The sequence below is a fragment of the Glycomyces algeriensis genome, from assembly GCF_027622855.1.
GTDB lineage: Bacteria > Actinomycetota > Actinomycetes > Mycobacteriales > Micromonosporaceae > Glycomyces > Glycomyces algeriensis.
Genome location: NZ_JAPZVR010000003.1, coordinates 133,333 through 148,633, shown reverse-complemented (window position 1 = coordinate 148,633; position 15,301 = coordinate 133,333). Strand labels below are relative to the sequence as shown.

Here is a 15,301-nt window from a genome sequence, read left to right as displayed (position 1 = left end):
CGGACCGCGGCTCACCGGCCCCAGGTGAGCCGCGGTTTCTCCGCCGACTACCGGCGCCTGGAAGCGGTGAGCCACGCCCACAACCGCAGGGTCGCCCGGTCGCGCGCCCCGGTGGCCTCCAAGGCGATCGACAGGGCGATGGCCCCTGCCCCGGGGAGCGCCCACACGCCCACCAGCGTGATCATCCAGACGATCGGCACCGCGATGATGAGAACCGGGATCAGCCGCAGGTACCACCGCTGCTGCAGGGCGCAGAGCGCCAGCGGCAGCCCCACGGTCACCGAATACGCGATCGCGGAGGCGACCCCGACGAGGAGCCAGCCGATCGGGCTGCCGACGCCGGCGTCGAGGACGATGACGGCCGCGAGGAACGTGGCGGTGATGACGGCCGCGAAGACCGTGGGCCAGAACAGGAAGCATGCGGCGAGCAGGAACCAGGTGCTGGCACCCCGCGCGAGGTTCCGGGGCGGAGCCGCCGTGCGGCCGGGCGTTTCGAAGCCGGTGTACATGAGGGGCCGTCCTTCAAATTGAACGTGTTCAGGTTAAATTGGAGGCTACTAGAGCAAAGTGAACGGTCGGCGCGTCCGGCGTTGTGGCGTGCGCCGCTTTCCGCCATGCCCCACCGGGCTCCCCACAGCGGAGATCATGTGGCATGCCGCAGGATTCGCCTGTGCGGCATGCCTACTCGGGCCGGATCGCCGCGTACAGGAGCATGTCCCGGCGGACGCCGCCGATCTCCTGGTGGCTGCGCAGCAGCCCTTCTCGGGCATATCCCGCACGCTCGGCGGTCCGCACCGAACCCGCATTCCACGGCTCGATGTACAGCGCGACCCGGAACAGGCCCGGCACCGTCCAGGCGAAGGCGGTGAGCGCCGCCAGTGCGTCGGCGGCGAACCCGCGACCGCGGGCGGACGGCGCGATCGAGTACCCGGCCGTGGCCCGTCCCTCGCCGAGCTCGCTGAGCCAGAGGCCGCACTGCCCCACCGCTGCATCGGTTCGCGCATCGGCGACCGCGAAGGAGAAGCCGGTGCCCTCGTCATAGCGCGCGTGCTGGCGGCGGATCCACGCCAGCGCCTGCGCGCCGTCCGCATGCGGCGGCAGCGTGCCGATCGTCGGAATGTAGGCGTCGGTCGCGAGCTCACGCGCCATGGCGACGTCGTCCTCGCGAGGTCGGCGGAGCACGACGCCGCCGTGCGCGGGCGGGGTGCTCGGCCAGGGCGGCAGCGGCGTCGCGGTCATGGCGCCATTATGCGGGACGGCATTCGGCCACATGGCTGAAGCGGCGGGTGCCCTGCCGCGCACAGGATTGGGGCATGGACACACCTCGCCTCCACTTGCAGCCCCGCCTCGAACCCCGCCCCCGCCGCGAATGGCCGATCGCGGCCGGACTCCTGCTCCTCGCGCTCGTGCCCTCGATCGCCGGAGCGTTCCGCATCGGCGAGATCGCCTCGGGCGCACCCGAGACCGCCGCCAACGCCCGCTTCCTGCAGATGCCGCTGCCGGTGCTCCTGCACATCGCCGGCGCGCTCGTCTACGCCATGGTGGGCGCGTTCCAGTTCCTGCCGCGCCTGCGCCGCAGTCGCAACGGCTGGCACCGGTTCGCCGGCCGGTACCTCCTGCTGCCCGCCGGGTTCATCGTCGCCCTCACCGGCCTGTGGATGACCGCGTTCTACGACACGCCCGCGATCGACGACCGGGCGGTCGCCGTCTCCCGGTACCTCGTGGGCGGCTTCATGCTCGCCTGCCTCGTGCTCGGCATCGCCGCTGTCAGGCGGCACGACTACGCCGCCCACGGGGCGTGGATGATCCGGGCCTACGCGCTGGCGCTCGGCGCGGGCACGCAGGTCCTCACCGCCGGGCCGCCGCTGCTTCTGTTCGGTGAGCCGAGCGAGCTCGCGCGGCTCCTGCAGATGGACGCCGGCTGGCTCATCAACCTTCTGGTGGCCGAGTGGATCATCGCCCGCAGGCGAGCGGCCTCGCGCCGGCCTGCGACGATGACCGCGTGATGGACATGAGCACCGCTCAGCGGGCGATGAGCAGCGCGTGGTCGCGACCCCGCGCCGCCGGCGCGGAGGGGCCCCGGCCCCGGGACGCAGCGCTCGCCGCCGTGTTCGCGGCCGTCAGCGTCGTCGAAGGCGCGCTGCTGCGCGCCGACCTCGAATGGCGGGCCGCGACGGTGATCGTCACGATCGCGATCCTGCCCGTGCTGCTGTGGCGGCGGACCCGGCCGCTGGCGAGCGCGGTGCTCCTCACCGGTCCGACCGCAGCGTTCGCGCTCGCCCACGCCGTCGCCGGGATCGAGCCGAACGCGCTGGTCGCCACGTTCGTGTTCCTCACCGTGCCCTATGCGCTGTTCCGTTGGGGCTCAGGGCGGGACCGGTTCGTCGGCGGCGCCGTGATCGCGGCCGGGCTGGTGTGCTCGAGCGTCCTGGGGAGCGATCCGATCGCCGACATCGCCGCCGGGGTCGCGTTCATGGGCGGGGCCTGCCTGATCGGCGCGCTGCGCCGCGAACGCCGGGAGTCGCGGGCGCGGCTGCTCGACTCGGTGCGGGCGCGCGAGCGGGAGGCGCTGGCCCGCGACCTGCACGACACGGTCGCGCACCATGTGTCGGCGATCGTCATCCGCGCGCAAGTGGCGGGCGCGGATCCGGCGCGGGTGGCGGAGTCGCTCGGTGTCATCGAGCGCGAGGCGCAGGCGGCGCTGGGGGAGATGCGGTCGCTGGTGCGGACGCTCCGCGCGCCCGCCGATTTCGCGCCGACCGCGGGCCTGCCCGAGATCGCCCGCCTCGCCGATCCCGGGCCGCCGACGGTGACCGTGAGCATCACGGCCGGGGAGGACCTGCCGGTCGTCGTCGCCTCGACGCTGTTCCGGATCGCGCAGGAGGGCGTCACGAACGCCCGGCGCCACGCCCGCGAAGCGTCCACTGTCGACATCACCGTGACCGTGGAGGCGACCGCCGCGAGCATCGTCGTCCACGATGACGGCGCACCCGTCCGCTCGGCGTCCGGCGGCGGCCACGGCCTGCAGGGCATGGCGGAGCGGGTGGCGCTGCTCGGCGGCGACGTGTCCGCCGGACCGGACCCGGCCGGGGGCTGGACCCTCCGGTCCTCAATGCCGTTGGGGGAGCGATGATCCGGGTGATCGTGGCCGACGACCAGGAGCCGGTGCGCACCGGCCTGCGCCTGCTGCTCGGCTCGCAGCCGGGCATCGAGGTCGTGGGCGAGGCCGCCGACGGCGTGGAGGCGGTCAGGCTCGCCCAGCGGGTGAGGCCCGATGTGGCCTTGGTGGACATCCGGATGCCGGGCCTCAACGGGATCGAGGTGACCGCGCTGCTCGCGGGCGACCGGGTCGCCGATCCGATCGCGGTCGTCGTGATCACGACGTTCGACCTGGACGAGTACGTGCACGGCGCGCTGCGGGCCGGCGCGAGGGGATTCCTGCTGAAGGAGGCGGGCCCGCACCTGATCGGCGAGGCGGTCCGCGCGGCGGCGAACGGCGACGCGCTCATCGCGCCGCAGGTCACGCTGCGGCTCCTGGACGAGTTCTCGCGCCCGACGAGGGCGGTGCGGCAGCCGTCGTCGCCGCTGACCGCCCGCGAGGAGGACGTACTCGCACTGCTGGCCCTGGGCTTGACGAACACCGAGATCGGCGAGCGGCTGTTCCTCTCGCTGGGCACGGTCAAGACCCATATCGCCGGGGTGCTCGCGAAGCTCGGCCTCCGCAACCGGGTCGAGGCCGCGATGTGGGCGTACGAGTCGGGGCGCGTCGACCGCTCGGACGGGGACGGCGTCAGCCCTCGCTGACCGGGCCGGCCTGCGGCCGGTAGAGGGCGACGAGCGCGCCGTACCGCTCCTCACCGTCCTCATCGGAGAGTTCCTTGGCCAGCTCCTCCAAGGTCTCGCGCAGGCGCCGGGCCTTCGCTTCGCTCAGGCGGACGCTGCGGAGGATGAAGAGCGGGTCGTCGTCGGTCTGCATCTGGTCGGCGACGGCCGCGAGGGCCGCCTTCGTGGCCTCCTCGCCGTCGAAGCGCAGCCGCGCGGCGGTGCGCTTGAACCGCTGCTCGGTGCCGCCCCTGACCTGCCGGGTGCTGTCGAGCCGGACCAGGCCGGCCTCGCGCAGGACCTTCAGGTGGTGGGCGACGCTGCCCTTGCTGACGCCGAGGTCGGCCGCGAGCCCGCTGAGCGTCGCGGACTCCTGGCCGAGGGCGAAGAGCAGTCGGTGCCGCACCGGGTGCCCGAGGGCCCGGTACTGCTGCGGGGTCGAGAGGGTCAGCTCGTCGTCGGGTGCGTCCATGAATTAAGTGTCCAAAAAACTGGACGCTTTGTCAAATCGGTGGTTCACTTCTAAACATCACCCGCCCCTTCTGGAGGTTCCGATGCCCGCTGCCACCGTCGTTTCGCAGATCGCGAAGCTGCTGCTCGAGCGCTACGTCTTCCCCGAGGTCGCCGCCGAAGTCGCCGCGATCCTGACCGCCGCGGCCGCCGAAGGCCGCTACGAGGGCGCCGACCAGGCCCGCCTCGCCGAGCTCGTCACCGCCGACCTGCAGTCGGTCAACGGCGACCTCCACCTGCGGGTCATCCACAGCCCCACCGAACTGAGCGACACCCACGACGACGAGGCCACCCAGCTGCGCCAGATGGCCGAATGGAGCGACCTGACCTGCGGCGGCATCGCGAACGCCCAGCGGCTCCCCGGCAACGTCGGCCTGCTGGCCATCGCCCCGCTGCTCTTCCCGCCCGCCGTCGCCGCCGAACGCGTCACCGCCGCGATGAACCTGCTCGCCGCCACCGACGCCCTCATCCTCGACCTGCGCGCATGCCTCGGCGGCGACCCGAACATGGTCGCCTGGGTCTACAGCTTCCTCACCGACGCCGAGCCCGTGCAGCTCTCGGGCATGGCCCACCGCGACCCCGCCGACCTCAAGCAGCTGTGGACCTCGCACGTCCCCGGCACCAAGTTCGGCGGCACCAAACCCGTCTGGGTCCTGACCAGCGCGAAGACCTTCTCCGGCGGCGAGGCCCTGAGCTTCGACCTCCAAGAGCACCAGCGCGCCACCGTGGTCGGCGAGCGCACGCGCGGCGGCGCGCACCCCCGCGACGGCATCAAAGTGGACACACACCTCGAACTCGCACTCCCCGTCGCCCGCGCCGTCAGCCCGATCTCCGGCGGCAACTGGGAGGGCACCGGCGTCGCCCCGGACGTGCCGACCGCCGCCGCCGAAGCCCTCACCGAAGCCCACCGCCGCGCCCTCGAAACCGTCCTCACCCTCGGCGACGACGGCTTCCGCCGGGGCGTCGCAGACGAGGCCGCCCGCGCCCTCGAAAACCTGGCGGAGACCGCCTGACCTCGGCGTCCACCGGCTGGCCGGCCCCGGTAGGGTCGGACGATGAACGCCTCGGAAGCCCTTGCACGCGTACCGAAAGCCGACCTCCACGTCCACCAGGAGGCGACCCGCTACCTCGACCTGGTCCTGGCCGAACGCGAAGGCCGCGAGCCCTACGACTGGGCGGCCTGGCGCCGGGAACTGGCCGCCGCGGTCCCGCCCGGCAAGGAACGCCTGCAGCGGATCGGGTCGATGCAGCCGGTCCCGCTCGACCACGACGCGGACGAGGAGCTGTTCGTCGCGAGGTTCGCGGCGCTGATGCGCGACCATGCCGCCGCCGGGGCCCATTACGTCGAGATCCGCTGCGGCGGCGAGATCGTCACCCGCGACGGCTTCATGACCCTGTTCCGGCGGGCCGAGGCGCAGGTGCGCACCGAGTTCCCGCTCCTGCACGCCGAAGCGCTGGCGATCGTCATCCAGGCCGGGCAGGACCCCGCACGCGCGGACGGGTTCGCCGACGACTGCGTCCGCGCGGCCGCCGAAGGCCTCGCGGGCATCGACTTCCTCTACGCGCCCTACGACACCGAGGCCGACTGGACCCACATGTACCGGCTGGCGGAGCGGTTCGCGGACGCCGGCCTCGGGATCACCGCGCACGCGGGGGAGCTGTCCACAGCCAACATCGCGGCCGCCGCGCGCATGCCGGGCCTGACCCGGATCGGGCACGGCGTGCACGCCGCGACCGACCCGGACCTGATGCGCCTGCTCGTCGACCGGGGCGTGACCCTCGAATGCGCGCTGACGTGCAACGACTTCTTCGGCGTCCTGCCCGAGCTCGACGAGCACCCGCTGCTGCGGCTGGTCGAGGCGGGCGTCGCGGTCACGCTCGCCACCGACAACCCCGTCCAGCTCGGCACGACGATCGAACGGGAGTACGCCTTCGCGGCGTCGCTCGGCCTGAGCATCGACCAACTGACCGGCGTCACCCGCAACGCGGTCCGGGCCGCGTTCACCTCGCCCGAACGCAAAGCCGCGATCCTCGCCGGCCTCGACGCATGAGGATCAGGCCCGGTTCGAGGACCACCAGGTCGACGGGGCCGCCACGGCGAAGCCGAGCTTCTCGTACAGGGGCACGCCGAGTTTCGAGGCGGTGAGCGTGACCGGGACCTGCGCGAGGGGCCCGAGCGAGCCGAGCATGACGGCGCGGCCGATGCCGCGCGAGCGGGCGGCCTCGGTGGTGCCGACCCAGTAGTGGCTGCCGAACCCGTTGGCGGCCACGGTGACGCACGCACCGGCGACCTCGCCGTCAACCCAGGCGACGAAGAGCGCGACCCCCGGCTCCTCGAGCAGCGCCGCCGGGAACATCTCGCCGGGCCGGTAGGGCTCGAAGCGGTCCAGGCCGAAGCTCTCGATGACGGCCCGCTCCGCACCGCGCAGATCCGCCTCGGTGCGCACCCGCTGCACCGGCACGGCCGGGGCCTCGACGTCACCGGGCGGGCGCAGCATGACCGGCATCTGCCACGAGCCCATGCCCAAGTGCCCGAGCGGCGTGGCGCTGAACGGGTCCTCCATGTCGACTGGGCCCGCGGCCCCGCGTGCGAGGTCGGCCAGCTCCGCCAACTCCTCTGACGTGAGGTCCGGTTCCTGGATGAGCACGCGCAGGCCGGCGCGCTGGTCGCCCGCGACGGCGAGGAAGCCGCGGCGCCGGATCACCTCGTGCCCGCGCGAGCGGCCGGTCGCGGCCCAGAACGCGGCGGAGTTGCGGGCCTGGAGCCGGGGCGCGTCGGCCGGCAGGACAGGAATGTCGGTCGGGTTCGTCATGCCCGCAACGATTCCCCATGCGCCGCCTGTCCGCCACCCCGGCACCCGCGACAGGTCCGTGCAAGGCCGGCGCAAGACCCGCCGCCCATAGTTGCCGACATGAACGAGCACCGCACCTCCGCAGCCCAGTCCGCCACCGCGCCGCTCGGCGGCTACCAGGAGATCGACGGCCGCCGCCTCTTCGTGCACCGCGCCGGCAGCGGCGGCCCCGCCGTCGTGTTCCTGCCCGGCGCCAGCGCGATCGGGCTCGACTACTACGGCCTCCAGCAGGCGGCCGCCGAGTTCACCACCGCCGTCGTCTACGACCGCGGCGGCTCGGGCTTCAGCGACCCGATGCCGCTGCCCCGCACCGCCGAAGCGGTCGCCGTCGAACTCCGGGAACTCCTGCGCGCCCAGGGGATCCCCGGCCCGTACGTCCTCGTGCCGCACTCCCTGGGCGGCGCGTACGCCTACCGGTTCGCGCAGCTCTTCCCCGACGAGGTGGCCGGGCTGGTCTGGCTCGACGCGTTCCACCGCAACTGGGACGAGTTCATGCCCGCCGGTTCCGACCTCGCCGCCGGCGAGGCGATCGCGCCGACGCGCGAGCAGCTCGAGGGCGCGCTGCCCTTCATGCGGGACATGGTGTCCGCGATGTTCGCCGACTTCCCCGCGGACGTCCGGGAGGCGGTCGTCGACTACCACGTGAGCGACACGTGGATCGACGTCGGCATGGCCGAGCGCGGCGCCCTGGTGCCCCTCGCCGAGGAGCTGCTGGCCGGGCCGGGCCTGCCGGACGTGCCGGTGATCGCGCTGACCCCGCTCGGCGTCGACCCGGGCCAGCAGGCGCTCATGTCCGAGGAGGCGCTGCAGGAGATCCACGACGGCAAGACCCGCCTCGACGCGCACCTCGCCGCCTCGGTCTCGAACGGCGAGCAGCGACTCCTCACCGACACCGACCACTCCCGCCTGATCGCCGAACGCGCCGACGCCGTGGTCCAGCGATCCGCGACGTCTGCGACCGCGCCGCCGCATAGCGAAGGGACGCAACGGGAACGCCGCGCCGCCGAATCGTTCGGCGGCACGGCGTTCCGCTGCTATCCGGGGACCACCAGGTGGAGGTGGCGGTCCGCCAGGCCGATCGTGATCTGCTGGCCCCACGTGACCGTGAGGTGGTCGGACTCGACGCCGTCAGCGAAGACCACGAGCCGCTCGCTCTCGCACACCAGCCGCAGCTCCTCGCCCACGTTCAAGCGGCCCGCGGTCAGGGTCGCGCCGGTCGCGGGCGACGGCCAGGCCTCCCTGACGAACCACGACAGCGACCGCGCCTCAGGCTCGGGGAGCGCCCCGCTGAGGCCCCGGTCGGCCGCGATCGACGCGGACCAGCCGGTCGCCCCGGTGCCCGTGCCGATGAGCACGCCCGACGAGGACTGGCGCTCGCCGCGCCCGTCCGCCCCGATCAGCCGGTACCGCGCCGACTGGTGCGTGCCGTGGCCCGCGTACACCTCGTTGAGCCCGGCCAGCTCCTGGCCGTCGTCGAGCCGCGCGGCGACCATCGTGAGCCGCCGGATCGGCGCCGCCTCGGCGGCCACGGCCTTGAGTGCCGCACCGATCGCCTTGGCGTGGAACCGGATCAGTACCCCCGGGTTCCTCCCCGGCTCCGGGTCGACGCCCACCACCGGCTGGCCCGCCAGGTACTTCGCGAGGTTCGCGACGAGCCCGTCCTGCCCGACGGCCACCACGATGTCCTCGGGTCCGAACAGGAACCGCGGCAGGTCCTCCCGGTCCACCCGGCCCCGGCGCCAGTCGGCCGGGACCGCCGCGTCGACGGCCGTGAGCGCCGCCTCCAGCGCCTCGTGCCTTGCCGCGACCTCGTCCAGGTCTCGGCCGCGCTGGCGCAGGAAGTGCTCGGCCGCGGCTCGCGTGCCGTGCCGGACGAGCAGTTCGTCCAGCTCGCTGCGGCGGCTCACGACCACCACCCGGGGTGCGAGGGTCGCGCTCATCGCGAACCGTCGGCGAGCCGCGAAATGGCGCCGGTCAGCAGATCCGGAGTGATCGTGATCTGGCCGATCTCCGGCAGCTGACCCGCGAGTTCGCGCAGTGCGAGCCCTTGCATGACCGAGGGCGGCAGGTCGCGGTACGCGGCCAGGCGGGCCGTCTCGGCTTCGGCCTCGGCCGCGCCCACGACCCGGATCTTGTCGGCGTGGGCCGCCGCGAGGGTGCGTTCGCGCTCCGCCTCGCCCTGGGCCGCGGCGAGGGCGGCCGACGCGGCCAGCTCGGCCTGGCGCTGGTTGTTGGCGCCCTTCTGCTCGACCAGTTGTTGTTCGCGCCGGGCGAGCTCGATCTTGTTCTGCAGCTCGTTCTCGGCGATGGCCCGCTCGCGCTCGACGGCCTGGGCCCGCCGCGAGTACGTGGCCTTGTCCGCGTCCTGTTGCACCGCTTCGCGAGTGGGGGTCTGCAGCGAGCGCTCCAGTTCCGGCTCGGGCCGGACCGAGACGACACGGGCGCTGACGACGGCCACACCGATGTCCGCGAGCCGCGCCTCCTCGGCGAGCGCCGCAGCGACGTCCTCGCGCAGCTGCGGGACCGCGCTGGTGAGGGCCTCGGCCAGCGGCAAGCGGGCGAGCAGGTCGATCGCGGGCTGCTGGGCGAGCTCGGTGAGGAGGGTCGCGACCTGGTCGAGCGGCCGGGCGCGGGCCTTGCCGCGGTACGGGTCGATCGAGAAGTCGAGGCGCGTGGCCGCGAGGGCGGGGTCGTCGATCCGGTAGGTGACCGTGGCCTGCACGGTGACGTCGGCGAAGTCGGCGGTGCGGGCGTGGAACATCAGGGGCAGCTCGCGGTCGTCGACCGGCACTTCCGAGAGCACGGCGACCAGCGGGCGGTACCAGAAGGACTGGCTGGTGCCCTGGCCGACAGTGCGGCCGCGCTTCTGGAACCGGGTCCAGACGGTGGGGGTGCCGCGCAGGTGGCGCAGGAACAGGAGTTTGCTGACATCGGCCATCGGGAGGGCCTCCTTTTTTCTCGTCACCATGACGATAATCGATGTGCTAGGTTATCGTCAAGGTGGTGATAATGAGTTATCCGGTGTTCGCCGTCACTGTCGACCTCGTGGTCCTCACAGTCCGCGAAGGCGAGTTGCACGCGCTCCTCGTACAGCGGGGCCTCGAGCCCCACCTCGGCCGCTGGGCCCTGCCCGGCGGCTTCGTCCTCGCCGACGAGGACCTGACCGCCGCGGCCCGCCGCGAACTGGGGGAGGAGACCGGCCTCGACGGCCCGGGCGGCCACCTCGAGCAGCTCGGCAGCTACGGGGCGCCCGACCGCGACCCGCGCGGCCGCGTCGTCACGGTCGCCTACCTCGCGCTCCTGCCCGACCTGCCCACGCCCACAGCGGGAACCGACGCGGCCGAGGCCGCCTGGCTCCCGGTCGGCCGCCACGGCCTCGCGTTCGACCACGACCGCATCCTCGCCGACGGCGTTGAACGCGCCCGTTCCAAACTGGAGTACACCCCCCTCGCCACGGCCTTCTGCCCGCCCGAGTTCACCATCGCCGCCCTCCGCCAGGTCTACGAAGCGGTCTGGGGCGAGCAGCTCGACCCCCGCAACTTCCACCGCAAAGCCACCACCACGCCCGGCTTCGTCGAACCCACCGGCCGCTCGACAGAGGGAGAACCGGGCCGCCCCGCCCGCCTCTACCGCCGCGGCGACGCCACCCTCCTCAACCCCCCGATCCTCCGCCGGAATTCAAGCAGCTGAGACCGTCACGTCAGGCTCCCGAGGCCTGCGGTACGTTCCGTTGGATGAGTACGACTTCCGCCACCGAGGTGGCCCGCTGGTTCGGTGAGGCCTCCTCGATCACGGTCCTCACCGGCGCCGGCGTCTCGACCGACTCCGGGATCCCGGACTTCCGGGGCCCGCAAGGGGTGTGGACCAAGAACCCCGCCGCCGAGAAGATGTTCACCATCGACAACTACCTCGCCGACCCCGAAGTGCGGCGCCAGGCATGGGCCGCCCGGCGGGTCAGTCCGCTGTGGACCGCGCAGCCGAACACCGCGCACCGGGCCCTGGCCGAGTTCGAGCGGACCGGCCGGTTGCGGGCCGTCATCACCCAGAACACCGACGGCCTCCACCAGGCCGCCGGCTCCGACCCCGCCAGTGTCATCGAGATCCACGGGACCGCCCGCGACGCCGCCTGCCTCGCTTGCGGCGACCGGATGCCCATGACCGACGTCCTGCCCCGACTCGAAGCGGGCGAGACCGATCCGCCCTGCCCCGCCTGCGGCGGCATCCTCAAATCTGCCACCGTCTCGTTCGGCCAGCAGCTCGACGGCGACGTCCTCGAAGCCGCCGCCGACGCCACGCGCGAAGCCGACCTGTTCGCCGCCGTCGGCACCTCGCTCGGGGTCTACCCGGCCGCCGGGCTCTGCGACTACGCGCTGGCCCACGGCGCCCGGCTCGTCATCCTCAACGCCGAACCGACCCCGTACGACGAGGTCGCCGACGCGGTCCTGCGGGAGCCCATCGGCGAGGCCCTGCCCCTGCTGCTCGGCGTGTCCGCCTGAGGCTCAGCGCGGTTCGAGCAGACCGCGCACGTACGCGGCCTGGCCCGTGTGCTGCTGGTTGTCGTTGACGACGCTCACCAGCCGCACCCCGAGCGTCACCTCCGGGTCCCAGCGCTTGTCCACGACCCGGTCGAGATCGGCGGCCGAGAGCGTCTCGACGTACCCGAGGGTCGCCTCGTGCACCGCGTCGTAGTACGCCCGCAGCTCGGTCGCCTTGACGCCGGTGACCCGCTCCGCCTGTTCGCGCGAGTGCCCGTACCCGACGTCGCGCGGCTCGAGCTCCAGCCCGAACCGGGCGTGCCAGCCGTCGGCGATCCAGGTCTGCTCGCGCCCGGCCGCGTCAGCGACGTGGTCGTCCTGGATCCGCGCGATGTGCCACACGAGCCACCCGATCGAGTTCGCACCGGGACGCGGCCGCGCGTCCAGATCCTCCTGCGAGAGGTCGTGCAGGACCGCATGCACCTCCTCCTGCACCCGAGAGAACGCGTCAGCGAAGACTCCGTTGACTTCCATGAGCACTCCTGTCTTCATCAGTAGCCGTTGGTCTCCGATCCATACTCGCACCGGCGCTGCGCCGCGTCGCCCGAACGCGTCAGGCCGTCGGCGGCGGCGCGCACCCGCGCCGCCTGCTCGAGCGCGGCCGACCACGGCTGGGGGACGGCGGCCTCACCGCAGTGCGCCCCGCAGATCGCGGCGGCCATCGCGGCGATGGTGTCGGTGTCGCCGCCGAGCCCGATCGCCTCCTTGACGAGCGCCACCGGGTCGTCCGGGTGGCGCAGGAACACCGCGATCGCGGGCGGGACTGCACCCAGCGCGGTCGCATCGCACCGGTAGCGGTCGCTGATGGCCGCAGCCGGTCCGGCGAGGAGCGCCGGGACCGCCCGCAGCTCGGCGGCGAACACTGCCCCGGTTCGCGCGGCGATCGCCTCGATCACCTCGTTCACTTGGAGGCCTTGGTCTTTGGGAGTGCGGGCGGCGATGGCGACCGCGAGGGCCTGCGCTACCGCGCCGTCAATGCCTTCCGGGTGGACGTGCGAGACGCCGGCCGATGCGGTCGCCGCAACGGCCACCTCGTCGAGGCTGCAGCCCGGGACGAGGCCGACCGGCGCAGCGCGCATGGCCGCGCCGTTGCCGAGGGAACCGGAGCCGCCGAAGGCCGACTGCGCGGCCTCCCGCCACGGCGTGCCGTCGTTGATCTGCGCGAGCATCTGCACTGCACCGTGTCCGTAGCCGCGCCAGGGCTCGGCCGACCACGCATCGGCGAAGCCGGCGGCGAGCGCGTCGGATTCGATCCGGCCGCCGTGGGCGGCGAGGTGCTCGGCGAGGACGAGCGTCTGCGCGGTGTCGTCCGTCCAGCACAGCGAGGAGGCGACATGGTCGACCGCCTCGGCGACGCGCTCGGGGTCGAGGCCGCGCTGGCCCTCGAAGACGGATCCGAGCGCGTCAGCGCAGGCGGCGAGGAGCAGGGATCCGCGTGCGCGGGTCTGCCATGAGTTCGGTGCCGCCATGTCGATCTCCGTCCGCCGCGATGCGCCCGACTGTATCGCGGCGGCGCCCGGTCAGCCGCGCTTGAGAACGGCCGCGCCCGTGGCCCAGAGGGCTACGGCGGAACCGAATCCGGCGACCGCGCCGCCGACGACGGCGTCGGCGAGGCCCGCACCGATGCCCGCGAGTCCGGCGACGATCATGGCGTACCCGGTCCAGCGGTACTTCGGTTCGTCGAAGGCGGGCGCGAGCGGCAGGAAGTGCGCGCCGACGATCACTGCGATGGTGCCCGGCAGGAAGTCGGTGAGGTCGAGGGCATTGAACACCGCGATCGCCGCGACGATGAGCACGACCTCGAAGGCGATCCAGATGCCGTAGCGGCGGCCCCAGTCCTTCGGCAGTTCGCGCGGGCGTCCGCGCTCCGTGGCGATGCGGGGGACCGCGACGACGAGGCCGACGCTGATGGCGACGGCCAGGGCGAGGCCGATCCAGTAGGGGGCGCCGGCGCCGAGGACGCCGGCGCCGCCGATGAACCAGCCGAGACCGAAGAACGCGCAGATCGTGACGCCGTTGCGGCGCATGTCGGCGCTCATCTTGTCGGGGGCGGTGAAGGTTTCCATGGTTCTATTGTGACCGAACGTGATTTCTGGTCGCATTGAGTAGTGCCCGGAGCGCGCCGGCGAACTGCGTCGGCCGCTCGACCGACCCGAGGTGCCCGCTGGGCAGTTCGGCGAGCGGGAGGCCGAGGTGCGAGGCCAGGGCCGCCGTGGTCTGGAACGGCAAGTCAGCGCGGGAGTCGACGCCCACGGCGAGGACAAGCCGCTCGGACTGAGCCGCCAGCGCGGTCAGGTCGGGCTCGTAGCCGGTGAACTGGACCAGCATGTGCTCCAGGAACAGCGGCTGCAGGTCGCCGAGGCGGCCGAAGAGCTCGAGCAGTTCCGGCGTCGGCGGCTCCGGCGCGGTGCCGGCGTACCCCTCGGGCCAGGAACCGAAGCGCCGCAAGGCAGGAGCCGCGAACCTGACGTCCGTGTCGATCATCATCGCGGTCATGGCCGCCCCTGCGGCGGCGAAGTCCCCGGCGCGGGCCGACTCCCGAACCGAGGCCATTTCGGCGCGCAGCCGCGCCGCCTCGGGCAGCTGGCCCACGAGCGGCGGTTCGTGGACGACGGCGAGGCGCACCCGCTCGGGGTGGTGCGCGAGCAGTTCGAGCGTGGTGACGGCGCCGGAGCTGAAGCCGACCACGATCGGCGCTTCGTCGAAGAGCGCGTCGATCACGGCGGCGGCGTCCTCGGCGTGGACCTTCGGGTGCTGGTCGCCGAGGACGGTGCCCGGCCGCTGCCGCGAGGCGACGCGGCTGTTCATGACGGCGACCGCGTAGTGCTCGGCGAGCCCTTCCGCGAGCCGTTCGAGGACGCCGCCGTGGCCCGACCCGCCGGGGACGAGCAGCAGCGGCGGTCCTTCGCCGCGGCGGGTGTACTCCACTGCGGTGCCGTTGATGTCGATGGTGCCTTGCTGCATGGGGTTGCTCCTGTCTGGTTCAGACCCGCGACCACTCGGTCAGGGTGTGGTGCAGGGCGTCGACCGCACGCCGCCACGAGGCGTCCAGGGACCGGTCGGCGGTGAAGCCGCCCGTGGCCTCCAGGTCGCTGAAGCCGTGGAAGGTGCTGCGCAGCAGCCGGACCGCGTCGGTGGCGTCCGGTTCGGGCAGGTCGTAGCCGCGCAGGAGTGCGTAGCAGGCCTCGATGATGCGCGCGACCCCGGTGGAGGCAGCGAGCCGCTCGGGCGCGATCGGGTGGCGGGTGGCGGCGTACCGGCCCGGGTGCCCGGTCGCGAACGTGCGGTACGCGTCAGCGAACGCGGTCAGGGCCTCGTGCCCGGAGCGCCCGGCCACCGCCTCGCCCAGGACCTCGGCCCACTCGTCGTGGGCGAGCAGGGCGACGCCCTCCATGAGGTCGGCGAGCCCGCGCACATGGGTGTACAGGCTCGCGTCGCGCACGCCGAACCGCTTGGCCAGCACCGCGAGTGTGAGGTGCTCGAATCCGATCTCGTCGGCGACGTCCGCGGCGGCGCCGATCAGGGCGTCCCGGGTGAGTCCTACTCGCGGCATGGTTTCCTAACCTTCCTAGGTTAAATCCT

At 73.1% G+C, this 15,301-nt stretch carries 18 protein-coding genes and 1 pseudogene; 8 read left to right on the top strand and 11 right to left on the bottom strand.

Annotation, left to right across the window (positions count from 1 at the left end):
* Positions 1-47 precede the first annotated feature (47 nt).
* Positions 48-509, bottom strand: a complete 462-nt coding sequence (locus O2L52_RS06925) for a hypothetical protein (protein ID WP_270114623.1) — start codon at positions 507-509, stop codon at positions 48-50.
* Positions 510-681: 172 nt separating this feature from the next.
* Positions 682-1,239, bottom strand: coding sequence for a GNAT family N-acetyltransferase (locus O2L52_RS06920; RefSeq protein WP_270114622.1), 558 nt, complete (start codon positions 1,237-1,239; stop codon positions 682-684).
* 74 nt (positions 1,240-1,313) lie between these two features.
* Between O2L52_RS06920 and O2L52_RS06915 the strand changes: the two genes are divergently transcribed.
* Genes O2L52_RS06915 through O2L52_RS06905 form a run of 3 tightly spaced genes read left to right on the top strand, consistent with a single transcriptional unit; the run spans position 1,314 to position 3,804 of the window.
* The gene (locus O2L52_RS06915; RefSeq protein WP_270114621.1) at positions 1,314-2,006 is read left to right on the top strand and encodes a DUF2306 domain-containing protein; all 693 of its coding nucleotides are present in this window, start codon (positions 1,314-1,316) and stop codon (positions 2,004-2,006) included.
* Between the two features lie 5 nt (positions 2,007-2,011).
* Positions 2,012-3,133: a sensor histidine kinase gene (locus O2L52_RS06910; protein WP_270114620.1), complete on the top strand. Its 1,122-nt coding sequence runs from the start codon at positions 2,012-2,014 to the stop codon at positions 3,131-3,133.
* Entirely contained in the window at positions 3,130-3,804 is a 675-nt protein-coding gene (locus O2L52_RS06905; protein WP_270114619.1) for a response regulator, read from the top strand. Before O2L52_RS06910 ends, O2L52_RS06905 begins: the two co-directional genes overlap by 4 nt.
* On the opposite strand, the gene O2L52_RS06900 is transcribed toward O2L52_RS06905, so the two are convergent.
* Positions 3,791-4,294, bottom strand: a complete 504-nt coding sequence (locus tag O2L52_RS06900; RefSeq protein ID WP_270114617.1) for an ArsR/SmtB family transcription factor — start codon at positions 4,292-4,294, stop codon at positions 3,791-3,793. The genes O2L52_RS06905 and O2L52_RS06900 overlap by 14 nt on opposite strands.
* Positions 4,295-4,376: 82 nt before the next feature.
* Between O2L52_RS06900 and O2L52_RS06895 the strand changes: the two genes are divergently transcribed.
* Together O2L52_RS06895 and O2L52_RS06890 are read left to right on the top strand one after the other, a co-directional pair.
* On the top strand, positions 4,377-5,345 hold the full coding sequence (locus O2L52_RS06895; RefSeq protein WP_270114616.1) for a S41 family peptidase: 969 nt from the start codon (positions 4,377-4,379) through the stop codon (positions 5,343-5,345).
* A gap of 42 nt (positions 5,346-5,387) precedes the next feature.
* A complete protein-coding gene (locus O2L52_RS06890; protein ID WP_270114615.1) occupies positions 5,388-6,383 on the top strand; it encodes an amidohydrolase family protein in 996 nt (331 codons plus the stop codon).
* A gap of 3 nt (positions 6,384-6,386) precedes the next feature.
* Here O2L52_RS06890 and O2L52_RS06885 read toward each other — a convergent pair whose 3' ends face one another.
* Positions 6,387-7,145, bottom strand: a complete 759-nt coding sequence (locus O2L52_RS06885; RefSeq protein ID WP_270114614.1) for a GNAT family N-acetyltransferase — start codon at positions 7,143-7,145, stop codon at positions 6,387-6,389.
* Positions 7,146-7,244: 99 nt separating this feature from the next.
* Between O2L52_RS06885 and O2L52_RS25440 the strand changes: the two are divergent.
* Positions 7,245-8,060 (top strand): annotated as a pseudogene (locus tag O2L52_RS25440) (alpha/beta fold hydrolase); the annotation flags it as partial.
* Between the two features lie 158 nt (positions 8,061-8,218).
* Here the strand turns inward: O2L52_RS25440 and O2L52_RS25435 are convergent.
* Both O2L52_RS25435 and O2L52_RS06875 read right to left on the bottom strand, forming a co-directional pair.
* Positions 8,219-9,124 carry a hypothetical protein gene (locus tag O2L52_RS25435; protein WP_344473098.1) on the bottom strand — a complete coding sequence of 302 codons (906 nt, stop codon included), beginning with the start codon at positions 9,122-9,124 and terminating at the stop codon, positions 8,219-8,221.
* Positions 9,121-10,122, bottom strand: a complete 1,002-nt coding sequence (locus O2L52_RS06875; protein ID WP_270114612.1) for an SPFH domain-containing protein — start codon at positions 10,120-10,122, stop codon at positions 9,121-9,123. The genes O2L52_RS25435 and O2L52_RS06875 overlap by 4 nt, the downstream gene beginning before the upstream one ends.
* A 71-nt stretch (positions 10,123-10,193) precedes the next feature.
* Between O2L52_RS06875 and O2L52_RS06870 the strand changes: the two genes are divergently transcribed.
* Positions 10,194-10,874 carry an NUDIX hydrolase gene (locus tag O2L52_RS06870; RefSeq protein WP_270114611.1) on the top strand — a complete coding sequence of 227 codons (681 nt, stop codon included), beginning with the start codon at positions 10,194-10,196 and terminating at the stop codon, positions 10,872-10,874.
* Positions 10,875-10,918: 44 nt separating this feature from the next.
* Positions 10,919-11,680, top strand: a complete 762-nt coding sequence (locus O2L52_RS06865) for an SIR2 family NAD-dependent protein deacylase (RefSeq protein WP_270114610.1) — start codon at positions 10,919-10,921, stop codon at positions 11,678-11,680.
* Between the two features lie 3 nt (positions 11,681-11,683).
* Here the strand turns inward: O2L52_RS06865 and O2L52_RS06860 are convergent, their stop codons facing one another.
* Genes O2L52_RS06860 through O2L52_RS06840 form a run of 5 tightly spaced genes read right to left on the bottom strand, consistent with a single transcriptional unit; the run spans position 11,684 to position 15,272 of the window.
* Positions 11,684-12,193, bottom strand: a complete 510-nt coding sequence (locus O2L52_RS06860; RefSeq protein WP_270114609.1) for a mycothiol transferase — start codon at positions 12,191-12,193, stop codon at positions 11,684-11,686.
* A 17-nt stretch (positions 12,194-12,210) separates the two neighbouring features.
* Positions 12,211-13,188, bottom strand: coding sequence for an ADP-ribosylglycohydrolase family protein (locus O2L52_RS06855; protein WP_270114608.1), 978 nt, complete (start codon positions 13,186-13,188; stop codon positions 12,211-12,213).
* Between the two features lie 51 nt (positions 13,189-13,239).
* A complete protein-coding gene (locus O2L52_RS06850; protein WP_270114607.1) occupies positions 13,240-13,785 on the bottom strand; it encodes a hypothetical protein in 546 nt (181 codons plus the stop codon).
* Positions 13,786-13,789: 4 nt separating this feature from the next.
* Positions 13,790-14,683, bottom strand: coding sequence for an alpha/beta fold hydrolase (locus O2L52_RS06845; RefSeq protein WP_270114606.1), 894 nt, complete (start codon positions 14,681-14,683; stop codon positions 13,790-13,792).
* Positions 14,684-14,702: 19 nt separating this feature from the next.
* On the bottom strand, positions 14,703-15,272 hold the full coding sequence (locus O2L52_RS06840; RefSeq protein WP_270114605.1) for a TetR/AcrR family transcriptional regulator: 570 nt from the start codon (positions 15,270-15,272) through the stop codon (positions 14,703-14,705).
* Positions 15,273-15,301: the final 29 nt, after the last annotated feature.